At 63.0% G+C, this 22,574-nt stretch carries 17 protein-coding genes; 10 read left to right on the forward strand and 7 right to left on the reverse strand.

The window, feature by feature from the left end:
* Positions 1-251 precede the first annotated feature (251 nt).
* A complete protein-coding gene (locus AC0L2A_RS25235; RefSeq protein WP_473611111.1) occupies positions 252-1,334 on the forward strand; it encodes a LacI family DNA-binding transcriptional regulator in 1,083 nt (360 codons plus the stop codon).
* Between the two features lie 9 nt (positions 1,335-1,343).
* Here AC0L2A_RS25235 and AC0L2A_RS25240 read toward each other — a convergent pair whose 3' ends face one another.
* Positions 1,344-2,561 (reverse strand): OpgC family protein, encoded by a 1,218-nt coding sequence (locus AC0L2A_RS25240; protein WP_473611112.1) that lies wholly within the window; start codon positions 2,559-2,561, stop codon positions 1,344-1,346.
* Positions 2,562-2,763: 202 nt separating this feature from the next.
* On the opposite strand from AC0L2A_RS25240, the gene AC0L2A_RS25245 reads away from it, so the two are divergent.
* Positions 2,764-3,435: an alpha/beta hydrolase gene (locus tag AC0L2A_RS25245; RefSeq protein ID WP_473611113.1), complete on the forward strand. Its 672-nt coding sequence runs from the start codon at positions 2,764-2,766 to the stop codon at positions 3,433-3,435.
* A gap of 13 nt (positions 3,436-3,448) precedes the next feature.
* Here AC0L2A_RS25245 and sthA read toward each other — a convergent pair whose 3' ends face one another.
* Complete coding sequence (gene sthA / locus AC0L2A_RS25250) at positions 3,449-4,837, reverse strand: Si-specific NAD(P)(+) transhydrogenase (protein WP_473611127.1); 1,389 nt, start codon at positions 4,835-4,837, stop codon at positions 3,449-3,451.
* Between the two features lie 221 nt (positions 4,838-5,058).
* On the opposite strand from sthA, the gene AC0L2A_RS25255 reads away from it, so the two are divergent.
* From AC0L2A_RS25255 to AC0L2A_RS25265, 3 genes are all read left to right on the forward strand, one after another.
* Positions 5,059-5,523 carry an RDD family protein gene (locus AC0L2A_RS25255; RefSeq protein WP_473493539.1) on the forward strand — a complete coding sequence of 155 codons (465 nt, stop codon included), beginning with the start codon at positions 5,059-5,061 and terminating at the stop codon, positions 5,521-5,523.
* 137 nt (positions 5,524-5,660) lie between these two features.
* Positions 5,661-6,425 carry an arginyltransferase gene (locus tag AC0L2A_RS25260; RefSeq protein ID WP_027154654.1) on the forward strand — a complete coding sequence of 255 codons (765 nt, stop codon included), beginning with the start codon at positions 5,661-5,663 and terminating at the stop codon, positions 6,423-6,425.
* A gap of 127 nt (positions 6,426-6,552) precedes the next feature.
* Positions 6,553-7,449, forward strand: coding sequence for a DMT family transporter (locus AC0L2A_RS25265; RefSeq protein ID WP_473611115.1), 897 nt, complete (start codon positions 6,553-6,555; stop codon positions 7,447-7,449).
* On the opposite strand, the gene AC0L2A_RS25270 is transcribed toward AC0L2A_RS25265, so the two are convergent.
* Positions 7,437-8,645, reverse strand: coding sequence for an AI-2E family transporter (locus AC0L2A_RS25270; RefSeq protein WP_287345710.1), 1,209 nt, complete (start codon positions 8,643-8,645; stop codon positions 7,437-7,439). The genes AC0L2A_RS25265 and AC0L2A_RS25270 overlap by 13 nt on opposite strands.
* A gap of 269 nt (positions 8,646-8,914) precedes the next feature.
* On the reverse strand, positions 8,915-11,167 hold the full coding sequence (gene parC / locus AC0L2A_RS25275) for a DNA topoisomerase IV subunit A (protein ID WP_473611116.1): 2,253 nt from the start codon (positions 11,165-11,167) through the stop codon (positions 8,915-8,917).
* 251 nt (positions 11,168-11,418) lie between these two features.
* On the opposite strand from parC, the gene AC0L2A_RS25280 reads away from it, so the two are divergent.
* Positions 11,419-12,609 (forward strand): hypothetical protein, encoded by a 1,191-nt coding sequence (locus AC0L2A_RS25280; protein WP_473611117.1) that lies wholly within the window; start codon positions 11,419-11,421, stop codon positions 12,607-12,609.
* 240 nt (positions 12,610-12,849) lie between these two features.
* On the opposite strand, the gene aspS is transcribed toward AC0L2A_RS25280, so the two are convergent.
* On the reverse strand, positions 12,850-14,640 hold the full coding sequence (gene aspS, locus AC0L2A_RS25285) for an aspartate--tRNA ligase (protein ID WP_473516449.1): 1,791 nt from the start codon (positions 14,638-14,640) through the stop codon (positions 12,850-12,852).
* Positions 14,641-14,898: 258 nt separating this feature from the next.
* Between aspS and AC0L2A_RS25290 the strand changes: the two genes are divergently transcribed.
* From AC0L2A_RS25290 to rnd, 3 genes are all read left to right on the forward strand, one after another.
* The gene (locus AC0L2A_RS25290) at positions 14,899-15,399 is read left to right on the forward strand and encodes a DUF3280 domain-containing protein (protein WP_473611119.1); all 501 of its coding nucleotides are present in this window, start codon (positions 14,899-14,901) and stop codon (positions 15,397-15,399) included.
* 161 nt (positions 15,400-15,560) lie between these two features.
* Positions 15,561-16,805 carry an MFS transporter gene (locus AC0L2A_RS25295; protein ID WP_473611120.1) on the forward strand — a complete coding sequence of 415 codons (1,245 nt, stop codon included), beginning with the start codon at positions 15,561-15,563 and terminating at the stop codon, positions 16,803-16,805.
* A 97-nt stretch (positions 16,806-16,902) separates the two neighbouring features.
* Positions 16,903-18,054: a ribonuclease D gene (gene rnd / locus AC0L2A_RS25300; protein WP_473611121.1), complete on the forward strand. Its 1,152-nt coding sequence runs from the start codon at positions 16,903-16,905 to the stop codon at positions 18,052-18,054.
* A 143-nt stretch (positions 18,055-18,197) separates the two neighbouring features.
* Here rnd and AC0L2A_RS25305 read toward each other — a convergent pair whose 3' ends face one another.
* Positions 18,198-18,737, reverse strand: a complete 540-nt coding sequence (locus tag AC0L2A_RS25305; RefSeq protein WP_473611123.1) for a hypothetical protein — start codon at positions 18,735-18,737, stop codon at positions 18,198-18,200.
* Positions 18,738-18,762: 25 nt separating this feature from the next.
* Positions 18,763-20,265 carry an IMP dehydrogenase gene (gene guaB, locus AC0L2A_RS25310; protein WP_473611124.1) on the reverse strand — a complete coding sequence of 501 codons (1,503 nt, stop codon included), beginning with the start codon at positions 20,263-20,265 and terminating at the stop codon, positions 18,763-18,765.
* 636 nt (positions 20,266-20,901) lie between these two features.
* Here guaB and AC0L2A_RS25315 point away from each other — a divergent pair.
* Complete coding sequence (locus AC0L2A_RS25315) at positions 20,902-22,320, forward strand: MFS transporter (protein ID WP_473611125.1); 1,419 nt, start codon at positions 20,902-20,904, stop codon at positions 22,318-22,320.
* The last annotated feature ends 254 nt before the right edge of the window (positions 22,321-22,574 follow it).

The following is a 22,574-nucleotide window of genomic DNA, read 5'->3' on the forward strand; positions in this document are numbered from 1 at the left end:
AGATCGCGAATCCACGGGCCGGCGCTGCCGCGGCGTGTCCGGGTCACTGGCTTCGAAATTATGCTCCAGTCGTTGCGATAGATGTCTTCGAAAAGATAGTTGACGGGGTGCATGGCTCGCTCCTTCCTGAATCGATCCAACGACGACGCTCAATTGGATCGATTCAAAACTAGGCTTGGACCACGCTGATGTCAAGCAGAATTTGAATCGATCCAACAAAGATGCTAGATAGGCGGGCTGGAGGCAGAAAAATGGCATCATCCAGCGAAAGCAATACAAGACCCATCCGGCTGGCCGACATCGCCAAGGCCGCCGGGGTTTCGCACGGCACCGCCTCCAACGTCTTCAGCCGTCCCGAAATAGTGCGCGAGGAAGTCCGCGAACGGGTCAAGGCGGCGGCCGAGGCGATGGGCTATGCCGGTCCCGACCCCAAGGGCCGGCTGCTGCGCGCCGGCAAGGTCAACGCGATCGGCGTCGCCACGACCGAGCCGCTGTCCTATTTCTTCGATGATCCCTTTGCCCGCGCGATGATGGCCGGCATTTCCGAGGCCTGTGACGCTACCGGCGCGGGAATAGCGCTGGTATCGGCCGGCAACCAGGAAAAACTTGCCTGGAACATCCAGAGCGCGCTGGTCGACGGCTTCATCCTGTTCTGCATCGAGGGCGGTTCACGGCTTGTCGAACTGACGCGCGAACGCAAACTCCCCTTTGTCGCGCTTGAGCTCGGCTTCGACGACGACACCGTTTCGGCAATCGGCGTCGACAATGTCGCCGGTGCCCGCCTGGCGGCGCAGCATCTCGCCGAGCTTGGCCATCGGCGCTTTGCCGTGCTGGCGCTGCCCTTCGCCGACGGCAGCACCGGCCTTGTCTCGCCGGAGAAGGTCCGGACGGCCCTTTACACCGGCACGCGCGATCGCCTCGTCGGCTATTTCGAGGCGTTTTCCCGATATGGCGTCGATACCGCCGGGATACCGGTATACGAGACCGAAAACGACGAAGCCAGCACAAGGGCCGGCCTCGAAACGATCTTCGCCTCGGCAGCGCAGCCGACCGCCATCCTGGCGATGTCGGACCGGATCGCCATGATCGCGATCGAATGGTTGGCCGCGCGTGGCATTGCGGTTCCCGGCGACGTCTCCGTCGTCGGCTTCGACGGCGTGCCTGACGCCGCACTTTGCGATCCTCCGCTGACCACGGTCGCGCAGCCAATCGCCGAGATCGGCCGCCGGGCGGCGCGAACAATCCTCGACTTCGACGGCACGTTGCGGCGCGAGACGCTTGGCGTCGAGCTTGTCGTCAGGGCATCTTCGGGACCGCCGCCCAAGACAGCCTGAGCCCGGCGTCTACCTATTAACGCCTGCCGCCATGCCGCCCACGCCGAAGGACGCATGGATCGGCGGCGCCTGGCTGCGGACCGGCTTGCTGTTGCCGCCAATAGAAGACAGCCATTCGAGATAATAGGCGAGCGCGAACTGCATGGCGATGCCGGCGGCGATCAGCAGGCTGTCATAGGCAAATCCGCCCGGGTTGATCAGCTTCATCACCTGCGCCGCCATGGCGATCAGCGTGCCGGCGATGAAAACCGGCAGCGATCGCTTGCCCAATATGGCGAGCGGATGATCGCGGCTGGTGCGGAAGAGGTTGGAGACAGAAGGAAACGCCACGATCAGATAGCTCAACGCCAGGATGTGCAGCAGCCTCGGCAGCGACAAGAAGGTCTTGTCGAAGCCGGTCAGCACCACGGGCAGGTTCAGCCACGACACGTGCCCCCATAGCGGGCTGTGCACCCAGACCAACGCCATCGCGACATAGACCGCCGACGCGCCGACCAGCCAGCGATTGACCGGAATGGCGCCGCCGCGCCTGATCTGCAGCATGCTCGCCAGGCCGATGTTGAAGAGGAACTGCCACGACAGCGGATTGAGGAACCAGAAGCCGGGCTCAGGGTAATTCGGCGGGGCGATCTGGTAGATTCCGGCAACCAGCCACAGAGTTCCGGACAGGGTGAGCGCCGTGAAAGGCCGGTAGCTGATGAACAGCAGGAAGGTTGGCGCCATCAGCAGCAGCACCGCATAGACCGGCAGGATGTTGTTGTAGCCAAGCTGATGGCCAAGCGTGACGATGCCGATCAGCACATGTTGCGGGTCCCTGATCAACGGCTCGATGTTGATCAGGGTCAGCATGTCCGGCCGCTTCGCGAACATCGCCGCCGCGCAGAAGATGGCCAGCACCGCCATCGTCGTGACGATGTGGGCGACATAGAGCACTCCGGCGCGGCGCCACAATTTCAGTGTCGCCAGGAGCCGGTTTCCGGACTGGAATTTTGCGCCGTAGGCGAGCGCGACGGACATGCCGGAGATCAGCACGAAGGCCTCGGCGGCATCCGAAAAGCCGAAATTCTTGTAGGTCAGGGTTTCGAAAACCGTGCCCGGGACATGGTCGACGAATATGATCAGCAGAGCGAGAGCGCGGAACACATCGATGCGCGTATCGCGTTCCGCGGCACGCGGCCCGCGATCCGGGATACGCGGCCCGCGATCCGGTGAAATTGACATGGTCATCGATAAAAGGCCTCAAAGCTGGTTGTTCATGCCGCGATCGATGCGACCGCCGGACGCACCGCTTCGATTCCTCCCGCAGGAGCATATCGGCAAACAAACGGACTGAAATGCGCCCGGTTCAATCAACTTTGAAGGAGCCCGAAAATATTCCGTTTGAAGCCGGCAAATGAATAAAAACCACACGAAATCAAAAGGATGCAATATGGCCGAAAAACCTCCGGAAGACGGCTTTTTGCGGCGCGACCTGCCGTTTCTCTACCGACTTTACCGGCCCGTGGATGCAAGCGGCGAATGCCTTTTCCTGCTGCACGGATCCGGCGTCGACGAAACGACGCTGGTGGCGCTGGCGCGGCAAATCGCACCGCATGCGGTGTTGGTGACGGTGCGTGGCCGTGTCGCCCAGGAGGACGGTTTCCGCTGGTTCGCGCGGATCACGCCGACGCGTTTCGAACAGGACAGTATCCGCGCCGAGACGGACGCTTTCGCCGGCTTCATCACCGCGGCCGCGAACCGCCACGGTCTCGATCTCGCCCGGACGAGTTTCCTCGGCTATTCAAACGGCGCCAATCTGGTTTCGAGCGTGATGCTTTTGCATTCCGGCCGCATCGAACGGGCAGCGTTGCTGCGCCCGATGCCGGTGCTCGACGACGTGCCCCCGGCAGATCTGTCCAAAGCGCGCGTGCTGATCATCGCCGGCGCAGATGACCTGACCTACGCGCCCTTCGCGCCGGCGTTGGTCGCATTGCTCGAATCGCATGGCGCCGCGGTCGAGGCCCACACCATCGCCTCCGGCCATGAAATCGGCGACCGGGATGCTGAAATCGTCAGGCAGTGGCTGGCGGGCCCGGCAGCCGCCATCGCGCAGGCGAATTGATGAGCCCGTCGCCCTATGCCCGCCCCATCCGGTTCCAGGCATCCAGCCCGGCGATCTTGTAGGCTTCGGCCAGCGTCGGATAGTTGAAGGTGTTGTTGACGAAGAAATCGACGGTGCCACCGAGATTGATCACCGCCTGGCCAATATGGATCAGTTCGGTTGCGCCCTCGCCGACGATATGCGCGCCGAGCAGCCGGCGCGTTTCGATCGAGAACAGAAGCTTCAGGAAGCCGGTGTTGACGCCCATAATATGGCCGCGCGAGGTTTCGCGGAAGCGCGCCACGCCGACCTCATAGGCGCCGCCGCCCTCGCGCACCTGCTCCTCGGACTGGCCGACGGTCGAGATTTCCGGCACGGCGTAGATGCCGTAGGGAAAGGTTTCCGGCGGCGGTGGCAACGGCACGCCGAAGGCATGGCAGGCGGCCACCCTGCCCTGCTCCATCGAGGTCGAGGCGAGGCTCGGAAAGCCGATGACGTCACCGGCGGCATAGATGTTCGGCGCACTGGTCCGGAAGCTCTGCGGGTCGACCTTGATGCGGCCCCGGGAGTCGGCCTCGATGCCGACCACATCGAGGCCGAGCGCGCCGACATTGCCGGTGCGCCCCGCCGCATAAAGCACCATCTCCGAGCGTATGCTGCGGCCGTCGGCAAGCGTCACCTCGGCATAGTCTGGTTTCGAGGCGATCTCCTTGATCGCACTGCCGAGCCGGATCGTCATGCCGCGGTCGCGCATCTGATGGATGAAATCGTCGACGATCTCACGGTCGACGAAATCGAGGATGCTGTCGCGCGGCTCGACCAGCGTCACCGGCACGTCGAGCGCCGAAAAGATCGTCGCGTATTCGACGCCGATGACGCCGGCGCCGATCACCGTCAGCGTCCGCGGCAGGCGCTCAAGTTCCAGCATTTCGTCGCTGTCGAAGACACGGATCTTGTCGAAGGGCACGTCGCGCGGCCGGTGCGGGCGGGTGCCGACCGCGATCAGCGCATGCGCAAAACCGACCTCGCTGTAGTCGCCGGTATCCGTCGTCAGGCTGGCTCTGTTGGGACCGAGAAACTTGACTGTGGCGCGCACGCTCTTGACCGTGTTGCGCATGAACTGGTGCTGCAGCACCTCGACCTCGTGATCGAGCGTCTTGTGCAGGCGTTCGATCAGATCACCGATCGATATATCCTGCTTGACCCGGTAGCCGCGCCCGTAGAAGCCGCGCTCGCGCCAGCCCGAGAGGTTGAGCACGGTTTCCCGCAGGGTCTTCGACGGGATGGTGCCGGTATGCACGGACACGCCGCCAAGGCGCCGGCCCCTGTCGGCCACCAGCACGGATTTGCCGAGCTTGGCCGACTGCACCGCGGCGCGGCGCCCTGAGGGCCCGCTGCCGATGACCAGCATGTCGTAGTCCATATTGGCCCTGTCCCTCGCCCCTTGGGCGCATTTGCCGTATTTGTTGCGCTGCAGCAAACTAACGTCATCCGTGCTGCAAATTCAACCGATCCAGTCTACATTCGGCGTTGCCTCCGGTAGCAGGGCCGAAAAAGGCTCGATCTTGATTCCGCCGCAGGACTTCACCATTTCAACACCAGGCGGTCCGCACCCTATGCCGGGCCTGATTGCGAGGAAATGACATGAACGCGCGCGTTCTCGACGGCGAAATCAGCAGGCTCGATGATGTCAGGGCCTATGATGGCGTGCGCACGCGGCGTGTCCTCGCCTTCATCATCGATTATTGCATCGTCGCGCTGCTCACCATTCCGTTCGCGATCCTGGTGTTCTTCCTCGGGATTTTGACGCTTGGCCTTGGCTGGATGCTGTTTTCCATCCTCGTGCCGGTCGTCGCCATCCTCTACATCTGGAACACGCTCGGCAGCGCCGACCAGGCCACGACAGGCATGAAGATGATGGGGATCCGGCTCGACCGGCTGGACGGCACCCGCATCGACGGGCTGACGGCGGTGGTGCATTCGGTTCTGTTCTGGGCCGGCAACGTCATCCTGACGCCGCTGGTCCTTCTGGTGTCGCTGTTTGCCGACCGCAAGCGCACGCTGCACGACCTGCTGCTCGGCACGGTGGTCAGCCGCAGTGACCGCTGAAACAGCTTTTCACCAGTCCCAGCGAGCATTTATGTGCAAAGTGAAGGCGTCCGGTAGCCACACTTTCACAATCCTGTTGAATTTTTCGCCGTGCGCGCCAAAGGTATGATGATTCGCAGGAGTGTTTCCAAGGGTCGATGACGCAGCATCCAACCCAGTCGCCGCAGTTCTTCCTGACCGCGCCGTCGCCATGCCCGTATCTTGAGGGCCAGTTCGAGCGCAAGGTGTTCACGCATCTGGTCGGCGACAAGGCATCGGAGATGAACGACCTGTTGACGCAAGGCGGCTTCCGGCGATCGCAGAACATCGCTTACCGGCCGGCCTGCGAGACTTGCCGCGCCTGCGTTTCGGTGCGCATCCTGGCGCAGGAATTCACTGCCAGCCGCAATATGAAGCGGGTGATACAGCACAATTCAGACCTCATCGGCGCGATGCACGACGCGCAACCGTCGACCGAGCAGTATTCGCTGTTCCGCAGCTATCTCGATGCCCGCCATCGCCGCGGCGGCATGTCCGACATGACGGTGCTCGACTACGCCATGATGGTCGAGGACACGCATGTCGATACCAAGGTCATCGAATACCGGCGCCGCGGCCCCGACAGCTTTATCACCGGCAAGGGCCAGGGCGAGCTGATCGCAGTCGCCCTCACCGACAAGATGGCCGATGGCCTGTCGATGGTCTATTCTTACTTCAACCCGGACTTCGAGGACCGCTCGCTCGGCACCTTCATGATCCTCGACCACATCGCTCGCGCCAGGGCGATGGGCTTGCCCCATGTCTATCTTGGCTACTGGGTCAACGGCTCGCGCAAGATGAACTATAAGATGCGCTTCATGCCGCAGGAGCATCTCGGCCCGAAAGGCTGGGAACGCTACGACCACGAAGCGGTTTCGCGCTGATCCGCTCTTTCGCCAACCATCCTTAAGCTGCTTCAAGGAGGATGCTTCTGGTTTTCGGCTGCCCTGCTGAAACGCCAGACGCCGGGCCAATTTTGCGCCTGCCTCCAAATTCATTGCGGGAACTGACATGTCGTCCCACAACGATCATCAAAAAGGCCTTCTCATCACCGCCATCGGCGGGCTGACGCTGACCATCGACATTCCATTGATCCGGCTCGCCGACGGCGGCGCATGGACGATCCTCCTGCTGCGCACCGGCACCACCCTGGTCGCGGCGCTGATCATCTGGGCTGTGTGGCGCTCGCTGAGCCGTAACGCGCCCCAGCTCATCCCCGGCTGGTCAGGGCTCGTCGTCGCCCTGTGCTACGGCCTGACCTCGGTTACCTTCGTCATCAGTATCTATCACACCACGACCGCCAACCTGGTCTTCATCCTGGCCTTCAACACCGTGTTCGCGGCGCTGCTGTCCTGGCTGTTCCTGAAGGAGCGACCGCGACTGGTCACCGTGATGGCGATGCTGGCCATGATCGTCGGCGTCGCGATCATCGTCGGCGATTCGATCGGCACCGGCCACCTGTTCGGTGACCTCATGGCGCTGTGCTCGGCTTTCTTCATCGCGCTGGCCATCACCATCTCGCGCGCCAGCGGCAAGGACATGGGGTTCGCTTCGCTGATCGGCGTGATCCTGCCCCTGGCCGTCGCGGTGTTCATGGTTTCGGGCGAAGGGTTTCACGTAAACGCGCCATGGTGGATCATCTTCAACGGCGCCGTCATCATGCCGATCTCGTTCTTCTGCCTCGCCAACGGACCGAAATATATTTCGGGACCGGAAGTGGCGATGTTCTATCTGCTCGAAACCGTGCTGGCGCCGGTCTGGATGTGGATGATCTTTGCCGAGACGCCGTCGCGCAACAGCCTGATCGGCGGCGCGATCCTGATCGTCACGCTGGTCGCCCATTCGCTATGGCAGCTGCATGAGGGGCGAAAACGCCGCGCCAGCCTTGCAGTCCGTCACCCGGCCTGAGACTTCTTCTCGGCAACGATTTCGATTTGCGGCGGCGCCCCTTCGAGTTCCGCCGGCGCTGCGGGGGCAAGCTCGTCGGCCAATTCCACCTCGCGCAGCCATTCGCGCCAGATCGCGACCAGCAACGCCATCAGCACCGGACCGATGAACAGGCCAAGAAAGCCCATCGTCTTGACGCCGCCGACCAGGCCGAAAAAGGTCGGCAGGAACGGCAGCTTTATCGGGCCGCCGACCAGCTTCGGCCGCAATGTCTTGTCGACGATGAACAGTTCGACGCTTCCCCAGATGAACAGCGCCAAACCGGCCATCGGCGAGCCGCTGGCGGCGAGATAGATCGAAACAAGCGTGAAGGACAGCGGTGCGCCGCCGGGGATCAGCGCCATGATGCCGGTCAGGGCGCCGAGCGTCACCGGCGACGGCACGCCGGCCAGCCAGTAGGCCACGCCCAGCACCACCCCCTCGCCGATGGCGATAATGGTCATGCCGGTTACCGTCGAGGAAATCGTCGCCGGCACGACGCGTGAAATCCGCTCCCACCTGGTCGGCAGGATGCGTTCGCCGAGACGGTCGACCTGGCCGGCGAAATGCTCGCCGTCGCGATAGGCAAAGAACAGCGCGATCATCATGAACAGCAGCGCCAGCAGAAGGCCGAAGGCGCTGCCGCCGGCGGCCAGCACGCCGCGGTAGATGCTGCCTATGTTGGCGCCGCTGATCAGCTGGATCAGTTCGCCGATGCCGCCGGGATGGCCGAGATTGCGCGTCCACTGCTCGTTCAGCCAGTCGCCGACCACAGGCAGCGTGGCGATCCAGTGCGGCGTCACCGCACCATGGCGGTTGGTCTCGATCGCCCAGCCAACCCATTCGCGGACTTCGTTGCTGGCGTAGGCGCCGGCGAGCGCGATCGGCACCACCAGGAAGGTCAGGATGAACAGGATCGCCAATGTCGCGGCGACCGTGCGGTTGCCGCCGACGGCAGCAAGCAACCGCCGATAGAGCGGCCAGCTGGCAAAGGCGATGACCAGAGCAGCCAGCACCGGGACCAGGAAACCATGAAAGAAATAGACACCGGCGGCGACGATCAGCACCAGCAGCCACCGCGCCGCCGACAGCGGCGGAATGACGGCGGATCTGACCGGCGTCGACAGGCCGAACAGGCGTTGCTGCCCTTCCGGTTTCCGAACCCTGGCTTCCTTCAAGTGCCTGTTTCTCCCAAACGCGTGTGTCTGCGTCTTATGTAGCGATGCTTATGCACCATGATAGTGCAGCAATCGTGACGACATTCCAAATGGTGATGCTTTACGCCTTCCCTTCTCCCCCTGTGGGAGAAGGTGGCCGAGCGAAGCTCGGTCGGATGAGGGGTGTTCCAGGGAACACCAACGCCTCATTTCTTCCAGCACCCCTCATCCGTCTCGGCGCTGCGCGCCGATCCACCTTCTCCCACAAGGGGAGAAGGAAAGGCGCTCCACTACCCGAATTTCCCCGTCCTCGGGAATCCCTTCGGCACCATGCGTCCAGCCGAGGCTCGGGCGCCGATCCATTCGACCAGCTCTTCACGTGATTTGATGAAGGTGCGGTCGGCAGAATCCTGCCAGGAGAGACCGCTTGCGAGCGTGAAGGTCTTGAGGTCGAGGACGCCGCCATCCTTGTATTTCTGCAGGCGAACGCCCTTGCCGCGCCCCATTTCAGGGATCTCGGCGAGCGGGAAGACCAGCATCTTGCGGTTCTCGCCGACGATGGCGAGATGGTCACCGGCGACCGGCATGCAGCGTTGGGCCTCGTCGGGCGCCTTGACATTCATCACCTGCTTGCCCTTGCGGGTGTTGGCGACGACTTCCTCTTCCGGCACGATGAAGCCGTTGCCGTCGTGCGACACCAACAGCAGCTTGCGCTTGGGATCATGGACAAAGGCGGTGACGATGTCCTGGTCGTTGTCCATGTCGACGATGATGCGGATCGGTTCGCCATGGCCGCGCCCGCCCGGCAGCCGGTCGGCGCCGATCGTGTAGAACTTGCCGCCGGTGGTGAAGACCAGCACCTTATCGGTGGTCTGGGCGTGGAAGGCCAGCTTGAGGCTGTCGCCCTCCTTGAAGGTCAGCAACGAATGGTCGGTCAGATAACCTTTCATCGCCCTGAGCCAGCCCTTTTCCGAAACGACCACGGTGACCGGCTCGCGCTCGATCATGGCATGGGCGATGTCGGTCAGGTCATGTTCGGGTGCGTCGGCGAACTGGGTGCGGCGCTTGCCGAGCGCGGTTTCCGGTCCGAATTTCTCGCGGATGCTGGAGACCTCCCACTTGATCATCGACCACTGCCGGGCGTCGGACGCGAGCAGCGCCTCGATCTGCTTCTTCTCGGTGGTGAGACCGTCGAATTCCTTGCGGATCTCGAATTCCTCGAGCTTGCGCAGGGCACGCAGCCGCATGTTGAGGATGGCTTCGGCCTGGTTGTCGGTGAGCGACCAGCGCGCCATCATCACTTGCTTGGGCTCGTCCTCCTCGCGGATGATCCTGATCACCTCGTCGATGTTGAGATAGGCGATCAGATAGCCGGCGAGGATCTCCAGCCGCCTTTCGATCTCGCCGAGGCGATGCCTGGAGCGGCGGATCAGCACCTCGCGGCGGTGCTCCAGCCATTCCTTGAGCACGCCTTTCAGCGACAGCACGTTGGGTATCTTGCCGCGCGACAGGACGTTCATGTTGAGCGGAAAGCGGCTTTCGAGCTCGGTCAGCTTGAACAGCGATTCCATCAGGATGCCGGGATCGACCGAACGGCTCTTCGGCACCAGCACGACGCGGACGTCTTCGGCGCTCTCGTCGCGGATGTCCTCGAGCAGCGGCAATTTGCGCGCCATCAGCAGCTCGGCGATCTTTTCGATCAGCCGCGCCTTCTGGACTCCATAGGGGATTTCGGTGACGACGATGCTCCAGGTGCCCCTGCCCTGGTCCTCCTGGCTCCATTTCGCCCTGACGCGGAAACCACCGCGACCGGTCTCGTAGGCTTCGAGGATCGAGGCGCGGCTGTCGACGATGATGCCGCCGGTCGGGAAATCCGGGCCTTGGACGAAATCCATCAACGTCGTCACCGGCGCATCGGGTTGCTCGATCAGATGCAGGGCGGCGTCGCAGAGCTCGGCGGCATTGTGCGGCGGGATCGAGGTCGCCATGCCGACGGCAATGCCGGACGAGCCGTTGGCGAGCAGGTTGGGGAAGGCGCCGGGCAGCACGACCGGCTCCTCGTCCTCCTCATTGTAGGTCGGCCGGTAGTCGACCGCATTCTCGGTGATGCCGGACAGCAGCTCGGTCGCCACGTCGGTCATGCGCGCTTCGGTGTAGCGCATGGCGGCAGCGTTATCGCCATCGATATTGCCGAAATTGCCCTGGCCGTCGACCAGGGGATAGCGCATCGAAAAATCCTGCGCCAGCCGCACCAGCGCGTCGTAGATCGACTGGTCGCCATGCGGATGGAACTTGCCCATCACCTCGCCGACGATGCGGGCGCATTTGGCGAAGCCCTGGTCGGGGTTGAGCCTGAGCAACCGCATGGCATGCATGATGCGGCGATGGACCGGCTTCAGCCCGTCGCGCACATCCGGCAGCGCCCGGTGCATGATGGTCGACAGCGCATAGGCGAGATAGCGCTCTTCCAGCGCTTTCTTCAGATCGACCGGCTCGATGTTGTCGCCACCGCCATCGCCAGGCGGCAAAAGCCTTTTTCCCATAGGTTGGGACTAGCCGAGCGGGTGATTCGCGGCAAGAGGCGCCTGAATGGGGCAGCCTCTTGCGCAATACGAACTGGATGCCAGCAACATCACTCGGTTACATCCCGCTTCTATGGCAATGGATCGGATTTGCCTTTCGCGGTGGTTTTCGACCATTGTGCGGCGGAACGCCTTTTTCCCGTCCAGTTCGTCACGGAAGGGTGACGGCGCAACAAATTGAAAAATCTTCAGCACACTCTCAGGGAACCGCGATGACGATCAGACGCTCGACACTCAACAAACTCGCTTTTTCGACCTTGCTGCTGACGCTGCCGCTGAATGCGGCCCTCGCGCAAGATGCGGCGGTCGCCGACCGGCTGAAGGCGGCTCTCGCCGCGCAGGGCGTCGACATCTCCTGGACCGGGGTGACGGGCGATGCCTCCAGCATGGTGCTGCAGGGCGTGGCCCTCAAACCGGCGGCCGAAAAGGAAGCGCTCAAGATCGGCGACATCAAGCTCGAAGGCGTGACCGAAGCCAATGGCGGTTATGAAATCGAAACCGTCTCGACTTCGGCATTCCAGCACAGCGAAAACGGCGTCACGCTCGACCTCAGCCCCTTCATCATCCACGACATGACGGTTCCGGCCGACGGCGCCACAGGCCCGCTCGGTTCAATGATGATGTATGAATCGGCCGAGCTCGACAACATGACGGTCAAGGTCGCCGACAAGACCGCCTTCTCGATGGACGGGCTCGCCATCGAAATCACCCCGCCAGCCGACGGCAAGGCGATGGCGTTTTCCGGCACCACGGAAAAGTTCAATGCCGACCTGACGCTGGTCGAGGACCCGAAGTCCAAGGACGTGATCAACGCGCTCGGCTACCAGAACATCACCGGAAACCTTGCCATGGAGGGCACCTGGCAGCCTGCGGACGGCAAGATGGAGCTGTCGAAATACGACATCTCCGTCGACAATGCCGGAACGCTCGGCATGACCTTCGGTTTCGGCGGCTACACGCTTGACGTCATCAAGTCGCTGCAGGAGATGCAGAAGAAGATGGCGGCGCAGCCCGAAGGCGCCGACAATTCGGCGCAAGGCATGGCCATGCTTGGCGTTTTGCAGCAGCTTTCGTTCAACAGCGCTTCGATCCGCTTCGACGATGATTCGCTGACCAACAAGGTGCTGGACTATGTCGGCAAGCAGCAAGGCATGTCCGGCAAGGATGTCGCCAACCAGGCCAAGGCGGTCGTGCCTTTCGGCATGGCGCAGCTCAACAATCCGGAATTGACGACGCAGGTGTCGGCTGCGGTCGGCAAATATCTCGACGATCCGCAGAGCATCGAGATCCTGGCCGAGCCGCCGGCAGCGGTGCCGTTCGCGCTGATCATGGCAGGAGCCATGTCCAACCCGGCGGACCTGACGAAGACGCTTGGCGTGACGGTCAAGGCGAACGAAGACTGATTGGAGCGGGCCTGGGAGCGTCAGCGCCGCCCCTCATCCGACTGCCGGCACCTTCTCCCCGTATAGTGACGGGGAGAAGGGAGATGGCCGCGACGTTGGCGCCCATCTTGCAACGCTGGCAGTTGGCGAAATCATTTGTGACAGTGTCTTTCTCCCCGTCACTATACGGGGAGAAATGCACGGCAGGGCAATGAGGGGCAGCGCAAAACGACAGCGTTTAGAGTCGGTTGCGGGAGGTTTTTAACCCTCTTTCTTGGTCACTGCGACGCGCAGCGACAATTCGCGAAGCTGTTGCGGGCTGGCTTCCGACGGCGCGCTCATCAACAGATCATAGGCCTGCTGGTTCATCGGGAACATCGTCACTTCACGAAGGTTCCTGGCACCGACCAGCAGCATGACGACGCGGTCGATGCCGGCCGCCATGCCGCCATGCGGCGGTGCGCCGTACTGGAACGCGCGGTAGAGGCCGCCGAAGCGCTCCTCGACCGTCTCGCGATTGAGCCCGACAGTCTCGAATGCCTTGACCATGGTTTCCGGCAGATGGTTGCGGATGCCGCCGCTGGCGATCTCGAAACCATTGCAGACCATGTCATACTGGAACGCTTTGATGCCGAGCAGATCCTCACCGTTGAGCGCATCGATGCCGCCCTGCGGCATCGAGAACGGGTTGTGGGCGAAATCGATTTTTTTCTCGTCCTCGTTCCATTCGAAGAAGGGAAAGTCGACGATCCAGCATAGTTCGAAACGGTCGCGATCGACCAAGTTCAGCTCCTCGCCGGCGCGGGTGCGCGCCGCGCCCGCGAACGAGACGAACTTTTTCGGGTCGCCGGCGACGAAGAAGGCGGCGTCGCCATCGGCAAGACCGAGCTGGAGGCGGATTGCCTCGGTGCGCTCCTCGCCGATGTTCTTGGCGAGCGGGCCGGCGCCTTCGAGCTTTTCGCCCTCCTTGCGCCAGAAGATGTAGCCGAGGCCCGGCTGGCCCTCGCCTTGCGCCCAGGAATTCATCCGGTCGCAGAAAGCGCGTGAACCGCCGGTCCTGGCCGGAATGGCCCAGACCTCGGCCTTCGGGTCGTTGGCAAGGATGTTGGCGAACACCTTGAAGCCGGACTCGCGGAAATGTTCGGAGACCGCCTGCATCTCGATCGGGTTGCGCAGGTCCGGCTTGTCGGTGCCGTATTTGCGCATGGCGACGTCATAGGCGATGCGCGGAAACTCCTGCGTCACCGGCTTGCCGGCGGCAAAGGTCTCGAACACGCCCCGCATCACCGGCTCCATGGTCGCCAGAATGTCGTCCTGCTCGACGAAGCTCATTTCCAGGTCGAGTTGGTAGAATTCGCCCGGCAGCCGGTCGGCGCGCGGGTCCTCGTCGCGGAAGCAAGGCGCTATCTGGAAGTAACGGTCGAAGCCCGACACCATGATCAATTGCTTGTATATCTGCGGCGCCTGCGGCAGCGCGTAAAAGGTGCCGGGATGGATACGTGACGGCACCAGGAAATCACGCGCGCCTTCGGGCGACGAAGCGGTCAGGATCGGCGTCGAGAATTCGGTGAAGCCGACCTCGCCCATGCGCTTGCGCATCTCGGCGATGATCTTCGTGCGCGCCACGATGTTCTTGTGCAGCGTGTCGCGGCGCAAATCGAGGAAGCGGTATTTGAGACGGATGTCCTCGGGATAGTCCGGCTCGCCGAACACCGGCAGCGGCAGTTCCTTGGCCGCCGACAGCACTTCGATCTCGCGCGCGAAAACCTCGATTTCGCCGGTCGGCAAATTGGCGTTCGCGGTCTCGGCCAGACGGGCCTTGACCTCGCCGTCGACGCGGACGACCCATTCGCCGCGCACGGTCTCGGCAATCTTGAAAGCCGGCGAATCCGGGTCGGCGACGATCTGCGTCAGGCCATAGTGGTCGCGCAAATCGATGAACAGCAGGCCGCCATGATCGCGTACGCGATGCACCCAGCCCGAAAGGCGAACGGAAGAGCCGACGTCGCTTTTCCTCAACTGGGCACAGGTATGGCTGCGGTAACGATGCATTGTCATGGGTAAGTCCGGATGTCTGATTGCGGCCAAGGCATGATGGCCCGGCCCGAAAATTTGCGCGAAAAGCACATGAGAGGCCGCCTTTGTCAAGGCAGGCGTCGCCCGGGCAGCACCTTGATTCGAACTTCGGCATTCGTCCGTGGCTGTGTGAAAACTCCGCACCACAGTCAAAGTGTAGAATTTCCTCCGCCTGATCGTGATCAGCGTGGCCGAGCCGTGTACAATGGCCGTCACATTGGCGGGAGGACTACCATGCGCATTCGCACATTGACTGTCCTGGTGATGCTGCTTGTCGGCACCTGCGCATTTGCACACGCACAGACAAAGCCGATGTCCATCGAGGTGTTTCCTTTCGAATTGGAAGACAAGAGCGCTGGCGCAGGCATAATTCCGCCGGATGAACATGATAGGCGCTATCTGTCCGAGTCGGCACAAATGGCGAAGGACATGCTCTCCCAGTCAGGGCGCTTTACAGTGCTTGATGTGCCAGCCGGGGATGAGCAGGCGGCGCCGCACGGATTGCGCAATTGCGGCGGCTGTGAAAGCAAGATCGCCAAAGAGCACGGCGCGTCTCTTGCCTTGCTGGGCGTCGTAACGCGCGTCAGCCGAACAGAGCATACGATGTTCATTCGCATCCTCGACGCTGATACCGGGCAACCTGTTTCGCAGGGTTTTACCGATCTGCGGATGGGTGCGAATCACGCGTGGCCCCGCTCCGTCAAATGGCTGATGACAAACAGAATTCTTCGGTAGGGCGGCAAGCCACCCGAGTGCGCCATCGGCAGCGCGAAGGATTCCCAGCTAAAATCAAACTGATACGTTGATAGCCGGCGCTGGCCTGCTAACCGCCGGCAATTGCCGCTGGCATTGGCGTGGGCGATGGTTCAAGAAGGATCAACGACAGGCCCTCCTTCATGTCCTCCATGCGCCCGCTGATCCCGCTCCTTATTGCCGCCGGCATCCTGCTCGGCGGCAACGGCCTGCAGAGCACCTTGATCGCATTGCGCGGGGCGCAGGAGGGGTTTTCGGCCTCGACCATCGGCCTGATGGGGACGTTCTATTTCGCCGGCTTCCTGCTCGGCTGCCTCGCCGTCACCCACATCATGAAGGCCGTCGGCCATGTCCGCGCGTTTTCCGCGCTGGCGGCGATCGCTTCGGCCGGGACATTGCTTTTGGTGCTGGTCGTCGACCCGGTCATGTGGTGCGCGTTGCGTCTCGTCGGCGGCTTCTGCTTCGCCGGCCTGTTCACCATCATGGAAGCCTGGCTCAATTCCGGGGCCGCCAACAAGGACCGCGCGCGGGTGCTGGCCATCTACCGGATGGTCGACATCGGTTCGGTCACCGGCGCACAGTTCCTGATCCCGATCGTCGGCGCCGGCGGTTTCGCCATCTTCGCCGTCATGTCGATCATGATCACGCTCTCGCTGGTGCCGGTGTCGCTCGGCGATCGCTCCAACCCGACCCCGCCCGAAGACGTCAAGCTCGACCTCGCCCGCGTCTGGCGGATCTCGCCGCTCGGCTGCTTCGGCTGCATTGCCGTCGGCGTCACCAACAGCGCTTTTCGCACCTTGTCGCCGGTCTATGCCGAACAGATCGGCATGTCAGTCACCGACGTCGTCACCTTCGTCAGCGTCGGCATATTCGGCGGCGCCATCATCCAGTATCCGCTCGGCTATCTGTCCGACCGCTGGGACCGGCGTTCGGTGCTGCTGATAACGACGTGCTGCGCGCTGCTGGCGTCGCTGGCGCTGGTGTTCTGGGCGCGCAGCGATCCGTCCCTCAACTTCGTGATCGTTTTCATCTTCGGCTGCTTCGCCATGCCGCTCTATTCGTTGTCGGCGGCGCACTCCAACGACCGCGCCGACAAGGGCGAGTTCGTGCTGATCAACGCGGCGCTGATGCTGTTCTATTCCTTCGGCGCCATTGGCGGGCCGTTCGCCGCCTCGACGGCGATGCAGTATTTCGGGCCAAGCGCGCTGTTCGTGTTCACCGCCACCGTCTACGCCATCTTCGTCGTCGTCATCCTGTACCGGATGCAGGTGCGATCGGGCGTGCCGGCCGGCCATCGCAGCCGTTTCATCGGCCTTTTGCGCACATCGACGGTGTTCGCCCGGCTGGCCAAGCGCAACGATGATTCCGACGGGCCTGCCAGGCAATGATGACGGCCCGCCAGGTCTTGAAACCCGGACAGCGGCTTGACGAAAGCCCGCGCGGCTGAAATTGAAGGAGACCTTACACTTTGCCAAAAGCGATTTGATGCACGTCATCACCACCCAAAAAGAACTCGAGACCGCTCTCGCCACGTTCGAAAAGTCGGATTTCGTCACCGTCGACACCGAATTCATTCGCGAGACGACCTTTTGGCCGATACTCTGCCTGATCCAGATGGCGGCGCCCGGGGTGACGGCGCTGATCGACCCGCTGTCACCCGATATCGACCTGAAGCCGTTCTTCAGGCTGATGGCCAACGAGGCGGTCGTCAAAGTTTTCCATGCGGCGCGCCAGGACATCGAAATCATCGTTCATCTCGGCGATCTGGTGCCGCATCCTGTGTTCGACACCCAGGTGGCGGCGATGGTTTGCGGCTTCGGCGACAGCGTCTCCTATGACCAGCTCGTCCAAAAAATCACCGGCGCTCGGCTCGACAAGTCCTCACGTTTCACCGACTGGCGCCACCGGCCGCTTTCCGAGAAACAGCTCGACTACGCGCTTGCCGACGTCACTCATCTGATCGAGGTCTACCAGCACCTCAGCGCCGAGCTGGTGCGGGAAAACCGCGCCCACTGGCTGAACGAGGAGATGGACGTCCTGACCGCCCGCGAAACCTACGATCCGCATCCGGAGGACGCCTGGAAGCGGCTGAAGATGCGGCTGCGCAAGCCGCAGGAGCTGGCGATCGTGCAAGCGGTGGCGGCGTGGCGCGAGCGTGAGGCGCGCGAACGCGACGTGCCGCGCGGCCGGGTGCTCAAGGACGACGCCATCTACGAGGTGGCGCAGCAGGCGCCGCGCGATGCGGCAGCACTCGGCAAGCTGCGCACCACGCCGAAAGGCTGGGAACGCTCGGCGACGGCAACGGCGCTGCTTGGCGCGGTCAACAGCGCGCTTGCCTTGCCCAGGGAAGAGATGCCGAAGCTGCCGAAGAGTTTTCAGCCGCCCGAAGGCTCCAACGCCGCCGCGGAACTGCTGAAAGTGCTGTTGCGGATCGTCGCAGAAAAGGAGGGCGTCGCTTCGAAGGTGCTGGCCTCAAGCGACGACATCGACCGCATCGCCGCCGAGGGCGAGGACGCCGACGTGGCGGCCTTGCAAGGCTGGCGACGCGCCGTGTTCGGCGAGGCGGCGCTCAAACTGGTGCGCGGCGAGCTCGCCATCAAGTTCGACAAGCGCAAGATCGCGCTGTTCGATTTGTAGCAGTCGCCAGACTTTCTCCCCTTGTGAGGGCTTTGCACAGAAGAACAAGGTTCCGTCTTCGATTCTGGTTTGTTCGCGTCTGATTCTGAGACGTCTCGTGAACAGAATCTCTGTGCAAAACCCTCCTTGTGGGAGAAGGGCAGTCAGCGCTGTTTCAGAGCGGCCAGGTGGAGAACCGCGATGACGATCACCGGTATCGCCAGAAGCGCGAATTTGATGACGATCAGCGCCGAGGCGAAGGACAGCGAGTCCGGATTGGCCGACAGGAAATCGGAGAGCATGCGGGCCACCGCGATGTTCTGCGCATAATCGGCAAGCGTGTAGGGCAGCACCAGGACGAGCGCGAACAGCGACTGGATCTGGGCGGACAGAGCCCGGAAGTTCTTCAGCCGCCGCCCGGCGGCAAGGATCAGGCTGACCAATGTCAGCGACAGCAGCGCCGGGAACAGCAGGTCGAAGGTCAGGTAGTGCCAGACCAGGATGATCTCGCTGCCGCGCCGGCCGAGCGCCGTCAGCCAGGCCATGCCCTCGTCCGGGGTGAACCCGGCAAAGCGCAAATCGAGCGACGGCAGGCCGCCGCTCAGCTGGCGGAAATAGAGGAACTCCATCGCCGTCATGGCGACGAAAACCGCCGCGCAGACAAAACAGAGCGCGGCAGCGTGGCGCGACAGCCGCAGCATCATTGCCGTCAGGCTTCGTGCGATCTGGTTAGGCTCCGCCGGGGTAATTCGGGCTTTCGCGGGTGATCGTGACGTCATGGGCGTGGCTTTCACGAAGTCCGGCGTTGGATATGCGTACAAAGGTGGCGCGGTCGCGGAAATCGGCAAGGTCGCGCCCGCCGACATAACCCATAGCGGCTTTCAGGCCGCCGGCAAGCTGGTGCAGCACGCCGGACACAGGTCCTTTGTAAGGCACCTGGCCTTCGATGCCTTCCGGCACCAGTTTCAGCGTGTCGCGAACCTCGGCCTGGAAATAGCGGTCGGCGGAGCCACGCGCCATGGCGCCGACCGAGCCCATGCCGCGATAGGCTTTGAACGAGCGGCCCTGGTGCAGATAGACTTCGCCCGGGCTCTCGTCGGTGCCGGCCAGCAGCGACCCGATCATGGCGGCACTGGCGCCGGCGGCGAGCGCCTTGGCGAGATCGCCGGAATATTTGATGCCGCCATCGGCGATGACCGAGACGCCCGATTTCTGCGCCGTCTCGACCGCCGACATGATCGCCGAAAGCTGCGGCGTGCCGACGCCGGCGACAATGCGGGTGGTGCAGATGGAACCCGGCCCGATGCCGACCTTGACGGCATCGGCGCCGGCATCGATCAGCGCCAGCGTGCCTTCTGAAGTGGCGACGTTACCGGCCAGGATGCGAACCGAATTGGACAGTTTCTTGGCCCGCGTCACCGCATCGAGCACGCGTTGCGAGTGACCATGCGCGGTGTCGATCACCAAAAGGTCGACGCCGGCATCGATGAGCCGCTCGGCGCGCTCAAAACCGTCATCGCCGACGCTGGTGGCGGCCGCCGCGCGCAGGCGCCCCTGCACGTCCTTGGTGGCGTGCGGGTTGAGCTGCGACTTCTCGATGTCCTTCACGGTGATCAATCCGACGCAATTGCCGCCGCTATCGACCACGACCAGCTTCTCGATGCGGTGCTGGTGCAGGAGCCGCTTGGCCTCGTCCTGATCGACATTTTCCTTGACCGTGATCAGGTTCTCACGGGTCATCAGCTCGTAGACTTTCTGGCCCGGGTCGGAAGCGAAGCGCACGTCGCGATTGGTCAGGATGCCGACCAGCCGGCCGACCGTGTGCCCGCCAGCGCCGCCATTCTCGACCACCGGAATGCCCGAGATGCTATAGGTGCGCATCAGCCCCAGGGCGTCGGCGAGCGTCGCATCGGGGCCAATGGTGACGGGGTTCACCACCATGCCGGATTCGAATTTCTTGACTTGCCGCACCTGCTCGGCCTGTTCGGCCGGCGAGAAATTACGGTGGATGACGCCGATGCCGCCGGCCTGGGCCATGGCGATGGCGAGACGCGCCTCGGTGACGGTATCCATGGCGGCGGACAGGATCGGCACGTTGAGGTCGATGTCGCCGGCAATGCGGGTGCGGATATCGGTTTCGCCGGGCATGACCTCGGAATGACCCGGCTGCAGCAGCACATCGTCAAAGGTCAGCGCCAATGCGCCCGTGGACGTTTCGATAATCTTTGCCATGGCCAGCCCTCGGAATGCATGAAAAGCGCTGGACCGGATGGACAGCGCCGACTCGTCTTCTTCCCTTTCAGGATTGGCGCTGGCTCGTAACACGTCCGGTCGCCGTTGAAAAGCCGATTGCTTGTGCACGACAGGGCCGCGAACTCAGCTAATGCCTTTCGCGGTGACGGATGGCGACCGGCATTCACCGCTGCTCTGCGCGGATTGAGTGTTGCCTGGGCAGGCCGGCGGGCAATCGCTTCAGGTTTGCGCCGCCCCTAACCTGCCTGCCGACATCCTCTCCCCGTATAGTGACGGGGAGAGGAACGCCTTCGCAAAGGATTTCGCCAATCTCCAGCGTCGCAGAAAGAACGCCGAGCGTGCGGCCAGCCCCTTCTCCCCGTCACTATACGGGGAGAAGTGCCCGGCAGGGCGATGAGGGGCGGTGCCGACGTCGAGAATTGGCGGATTTGCGCCAGCGACCCGCCGCCGAGGCGGTTTTTTATTTGGGCGCCATTCTTTGCCGGCTTCGAGCATGCCCGCTGCGCGGTCGCACAAATGTGACAGCAAGTTAAGGCGACATCCAATGCACCCCGTGGTAACCGCCCTCCCTGTCGGCTTGCCACGGTCGGCAACAATCGAATCCGGACGCGCTCCATGAACCGCACCATTCCGCTTATCCTGGCGGTCGCCCTTTTCATGGAAAACATGGATTCGACCGTTATCGCAACGTCGCTGCCGGCGATCGCCGTCGACCTCCAGACCAGCCCGGTGGCGCTCAAGCTGGCGCTGACCGCCTATCTGGTGTCGCTGGCGGTGTTCATTCCGATCAGCGGCTGGATGGCCGACCATTTTGGCGCCAAGACCGTGTTTCGCGCCGCGATTGCCGTGTTCATCGTCGGATCGGTCGCTTGCGCGGTGTCGAATTCGCTGCCGGCCTTCGTCGTCTCACGCTTCCTGCAAGGCATTGGCGGCGCCATGATGACGCCGGTGGGACGGCTGGTGCTGGTGCGCGCCACGCCGAAGAGCGAGCTCGTCGCCGCGATTTCGTGGCTGACCGTTCCGGCATTGGTCGGGCCGCTCGTCGGGCCGCCGGTCGGCGGTTTCATCACCACCTATTTCAGCTGGCACTGGATCTTCCTGATCAATGTGCCGATCGGGCTGATCGGCATCTGGCTGGCCACGCGCTTCCTGCCGGAGACCGAAGCGGCGCCGACGCCGCCGCTCGATTTCATCGGCTTCGTGCTGAGCGGCCTGGCGGCATCGGGCATCGTTTTCGGCCTGTCGGTGGTCAGCCTGCCGGCATTGCCGCCGATTGCCGGCTTCCTCACCGTGGCTGTCGGGCTGGTTTCAGCCGTGCTTTACCTCCTGCATGCGCGCCGCTCCAAAAATCCGCTGCTGGCGCTCGAACTGTTCCGCAACCAGGTGTTCCGCGCCTCGGTCCTCGGCGGCGGGCTGTTTCGCATCGGCATCGGCGCCGTACCCTTCCTTTTGCCGCTGATGTTCCAGATCGGCTTCGGGCTGACGCCGTTCCAGTCGGGAATGATCACCTTCGTGGCGGCGATCGGCGCCATCGGCATGAAATTCGTCACCGCGCTGATCTTCCGGGTCGCCGGCTTCCGCCGCGTGCTGATCTTCGGCTCGTTGATCGCGGCGGCGTCGATTGCCATCAACGGCCTGCTGACGCCCGAGACGCCGTATCTGCTGATCCTCGCCGCCTTGCTCGCCGGCGGATTCATCCGCTCGATGTTCTTCACCGGCATCAACGCGCTAGCCTATGCCGAGATTTCGACCGCCGACACCAGCAGGGCAACGCCGATCGCCGCAGTGTTCCAGCAACTGTCGATCGCGCTCGGCGTGGCGCTGGCCGGCGGCATTCTGGAAGTGTCGACGACAATCCATGGCGGGGCGCTGACGCTGAGCGACTTCCACATCGCGTTCTTCATTGTCGCGGCGGTGTCGGCCGCTGCATCGCTGTCATTCATGCGGCTGGCGCCCGATGCCGGCAACGCCGTATCGGGACATGGCGGGCTGACGGCGCCGAAGACGCTGGGGGTGGGTCCACTGGGGAGTTGAGGGCTCCTTCCCTTCTCCCCTTGTGGGAGAAGGTGGATCGGCGCGCAGCGCCGAGACGGTTGAGGGGTGTTGGACGGAATGAGGCGTTGGTGATTTTGCCGATGTATACGAGAGTTTGCGTCAAGCTGGAGCACCCCTCATCCGACCGAGCTTCGCTCGGCCACCTTCTCCCACAAGGAGGGCTTTGCACAGAATCGGATTGGTGATTCCGTGGGCAAGGAAGAGAGGGAGATGATTTGGATGGTCGATCGTGT

Source organism: Mesorhizobium sp. WSM4844 (assembly GCF_055811775.1).

Bases quoted from the DNA above. Each gene is read 5' to 3' on its own strand.
- AC0L2A_RS25235 (WP_473611111.1), top strand. From the start codon at position 252: ATGGCATCATCCAGCGAAAGCAATACAAGACCCATCCGGCTGGCCGAC.
- AC0L2A_RS25240 (WP_473611112.1), bottom strand. From the start codon at position 2,561: ATGACCATGTCAATTTCACCGGATCGCGGGCCGCGTATCCCGGATCGC.
- AC0L2A_RS25245 (WP_473611113.1), top strand. From the start codon at position 2,764: ATGGCCGAAAAACCTCCGGAAGACGGCTTTTTGCGGCGCGACCTGCCG.
- sthA (WP_473611127.1), bottom strand. From the start codon at position 4,837: ATGGACTACGACATGCTGGTCATCGGCAGCGGGCCCTCAGGGCGCCGC.
- AC0L2A_RS25255 (WP_473493539.1), top strand. From the start codon at position 5,059: ATGAACGCGCGCGTTCTCGACGGCGAAATCAGCAGGCTCGATGATGTC.
- AC0L2A_RS25260 (WP_027154654.1), top strand. From the start codon at position 5,661: ATGACGCAGCATCCAACCCAGTCGCCGCAGTTCTTCCTGACCGCGCCG.
- AC0L2A_RS25265 (WP_473611115.1), top strand. From the start codon at position 6,553: ATGTCGTCCCACAACGATCATCAAAAAGGCCTTCTCATCACCGCCATC.
- parC (WP_473611116.1), bottom strand. From the start codon at position 11,167: ATGGGAAAAAGGCTTTTGCCGCCTGGCGATGGCGGTGGCGACAACATC.
- AC0L2A_RS25280 (WP_473611117.1), top strand. From the start codon at position 11,419: ATGACGATCAGACGCTCGACACTCAACAAACTCGCTTTTTCGACCTTG.
- aspS (WP_473516449.1), bottom strand. From the start codon at position 14,640: ATGCATCGTTACCGCAGCCATACCTGTGCCCAGTTGAGGAAAAGCGAC.
- AC0L2A_RS25290 (WP_473611119.1), top strand. From the start codon at position 14,899: ATGCGCATTCGCACATTGACTGTCCTGGTGATGCTGCTTGTCGGCACC.
- AC0L2A_RS25295 (WP_473611120.1), top strand. From the start codon at position 15,561: ATGTCCTCCATGCGCCCGCTGATCCCGCTCCTTATTGCCGCCGGCATC.
- rnd (WP_473611121.1), top strand. From the start codon at position 16,903: ATGCACGTCATCACCACCCAAAAAGAACTCGAGACCGCTCTCGCCACG.
- AC0L2A_RS25305 (WP_473611123.1), bottom strand. From the start codon at position 18,737: ATGATGCTGCGGCTGTCGCGCCACGCTGCCGCGCTCTGTTTTGTCTGC.
- guaB (WP_473611124.1), bottom strand. From the start codon at position 20,265: ATGGCAAAGATTATCGAAACGTCCACGGGCGCATTGGCGCTGACCTTT.
- AC0L2A_RS25315 (WP_473611125.1), top strand. From the start codon at position 20,902: ATGAACCGCACCATTCCGCTTATCCTGGCGGTCGCCCTTTTCATGGAA.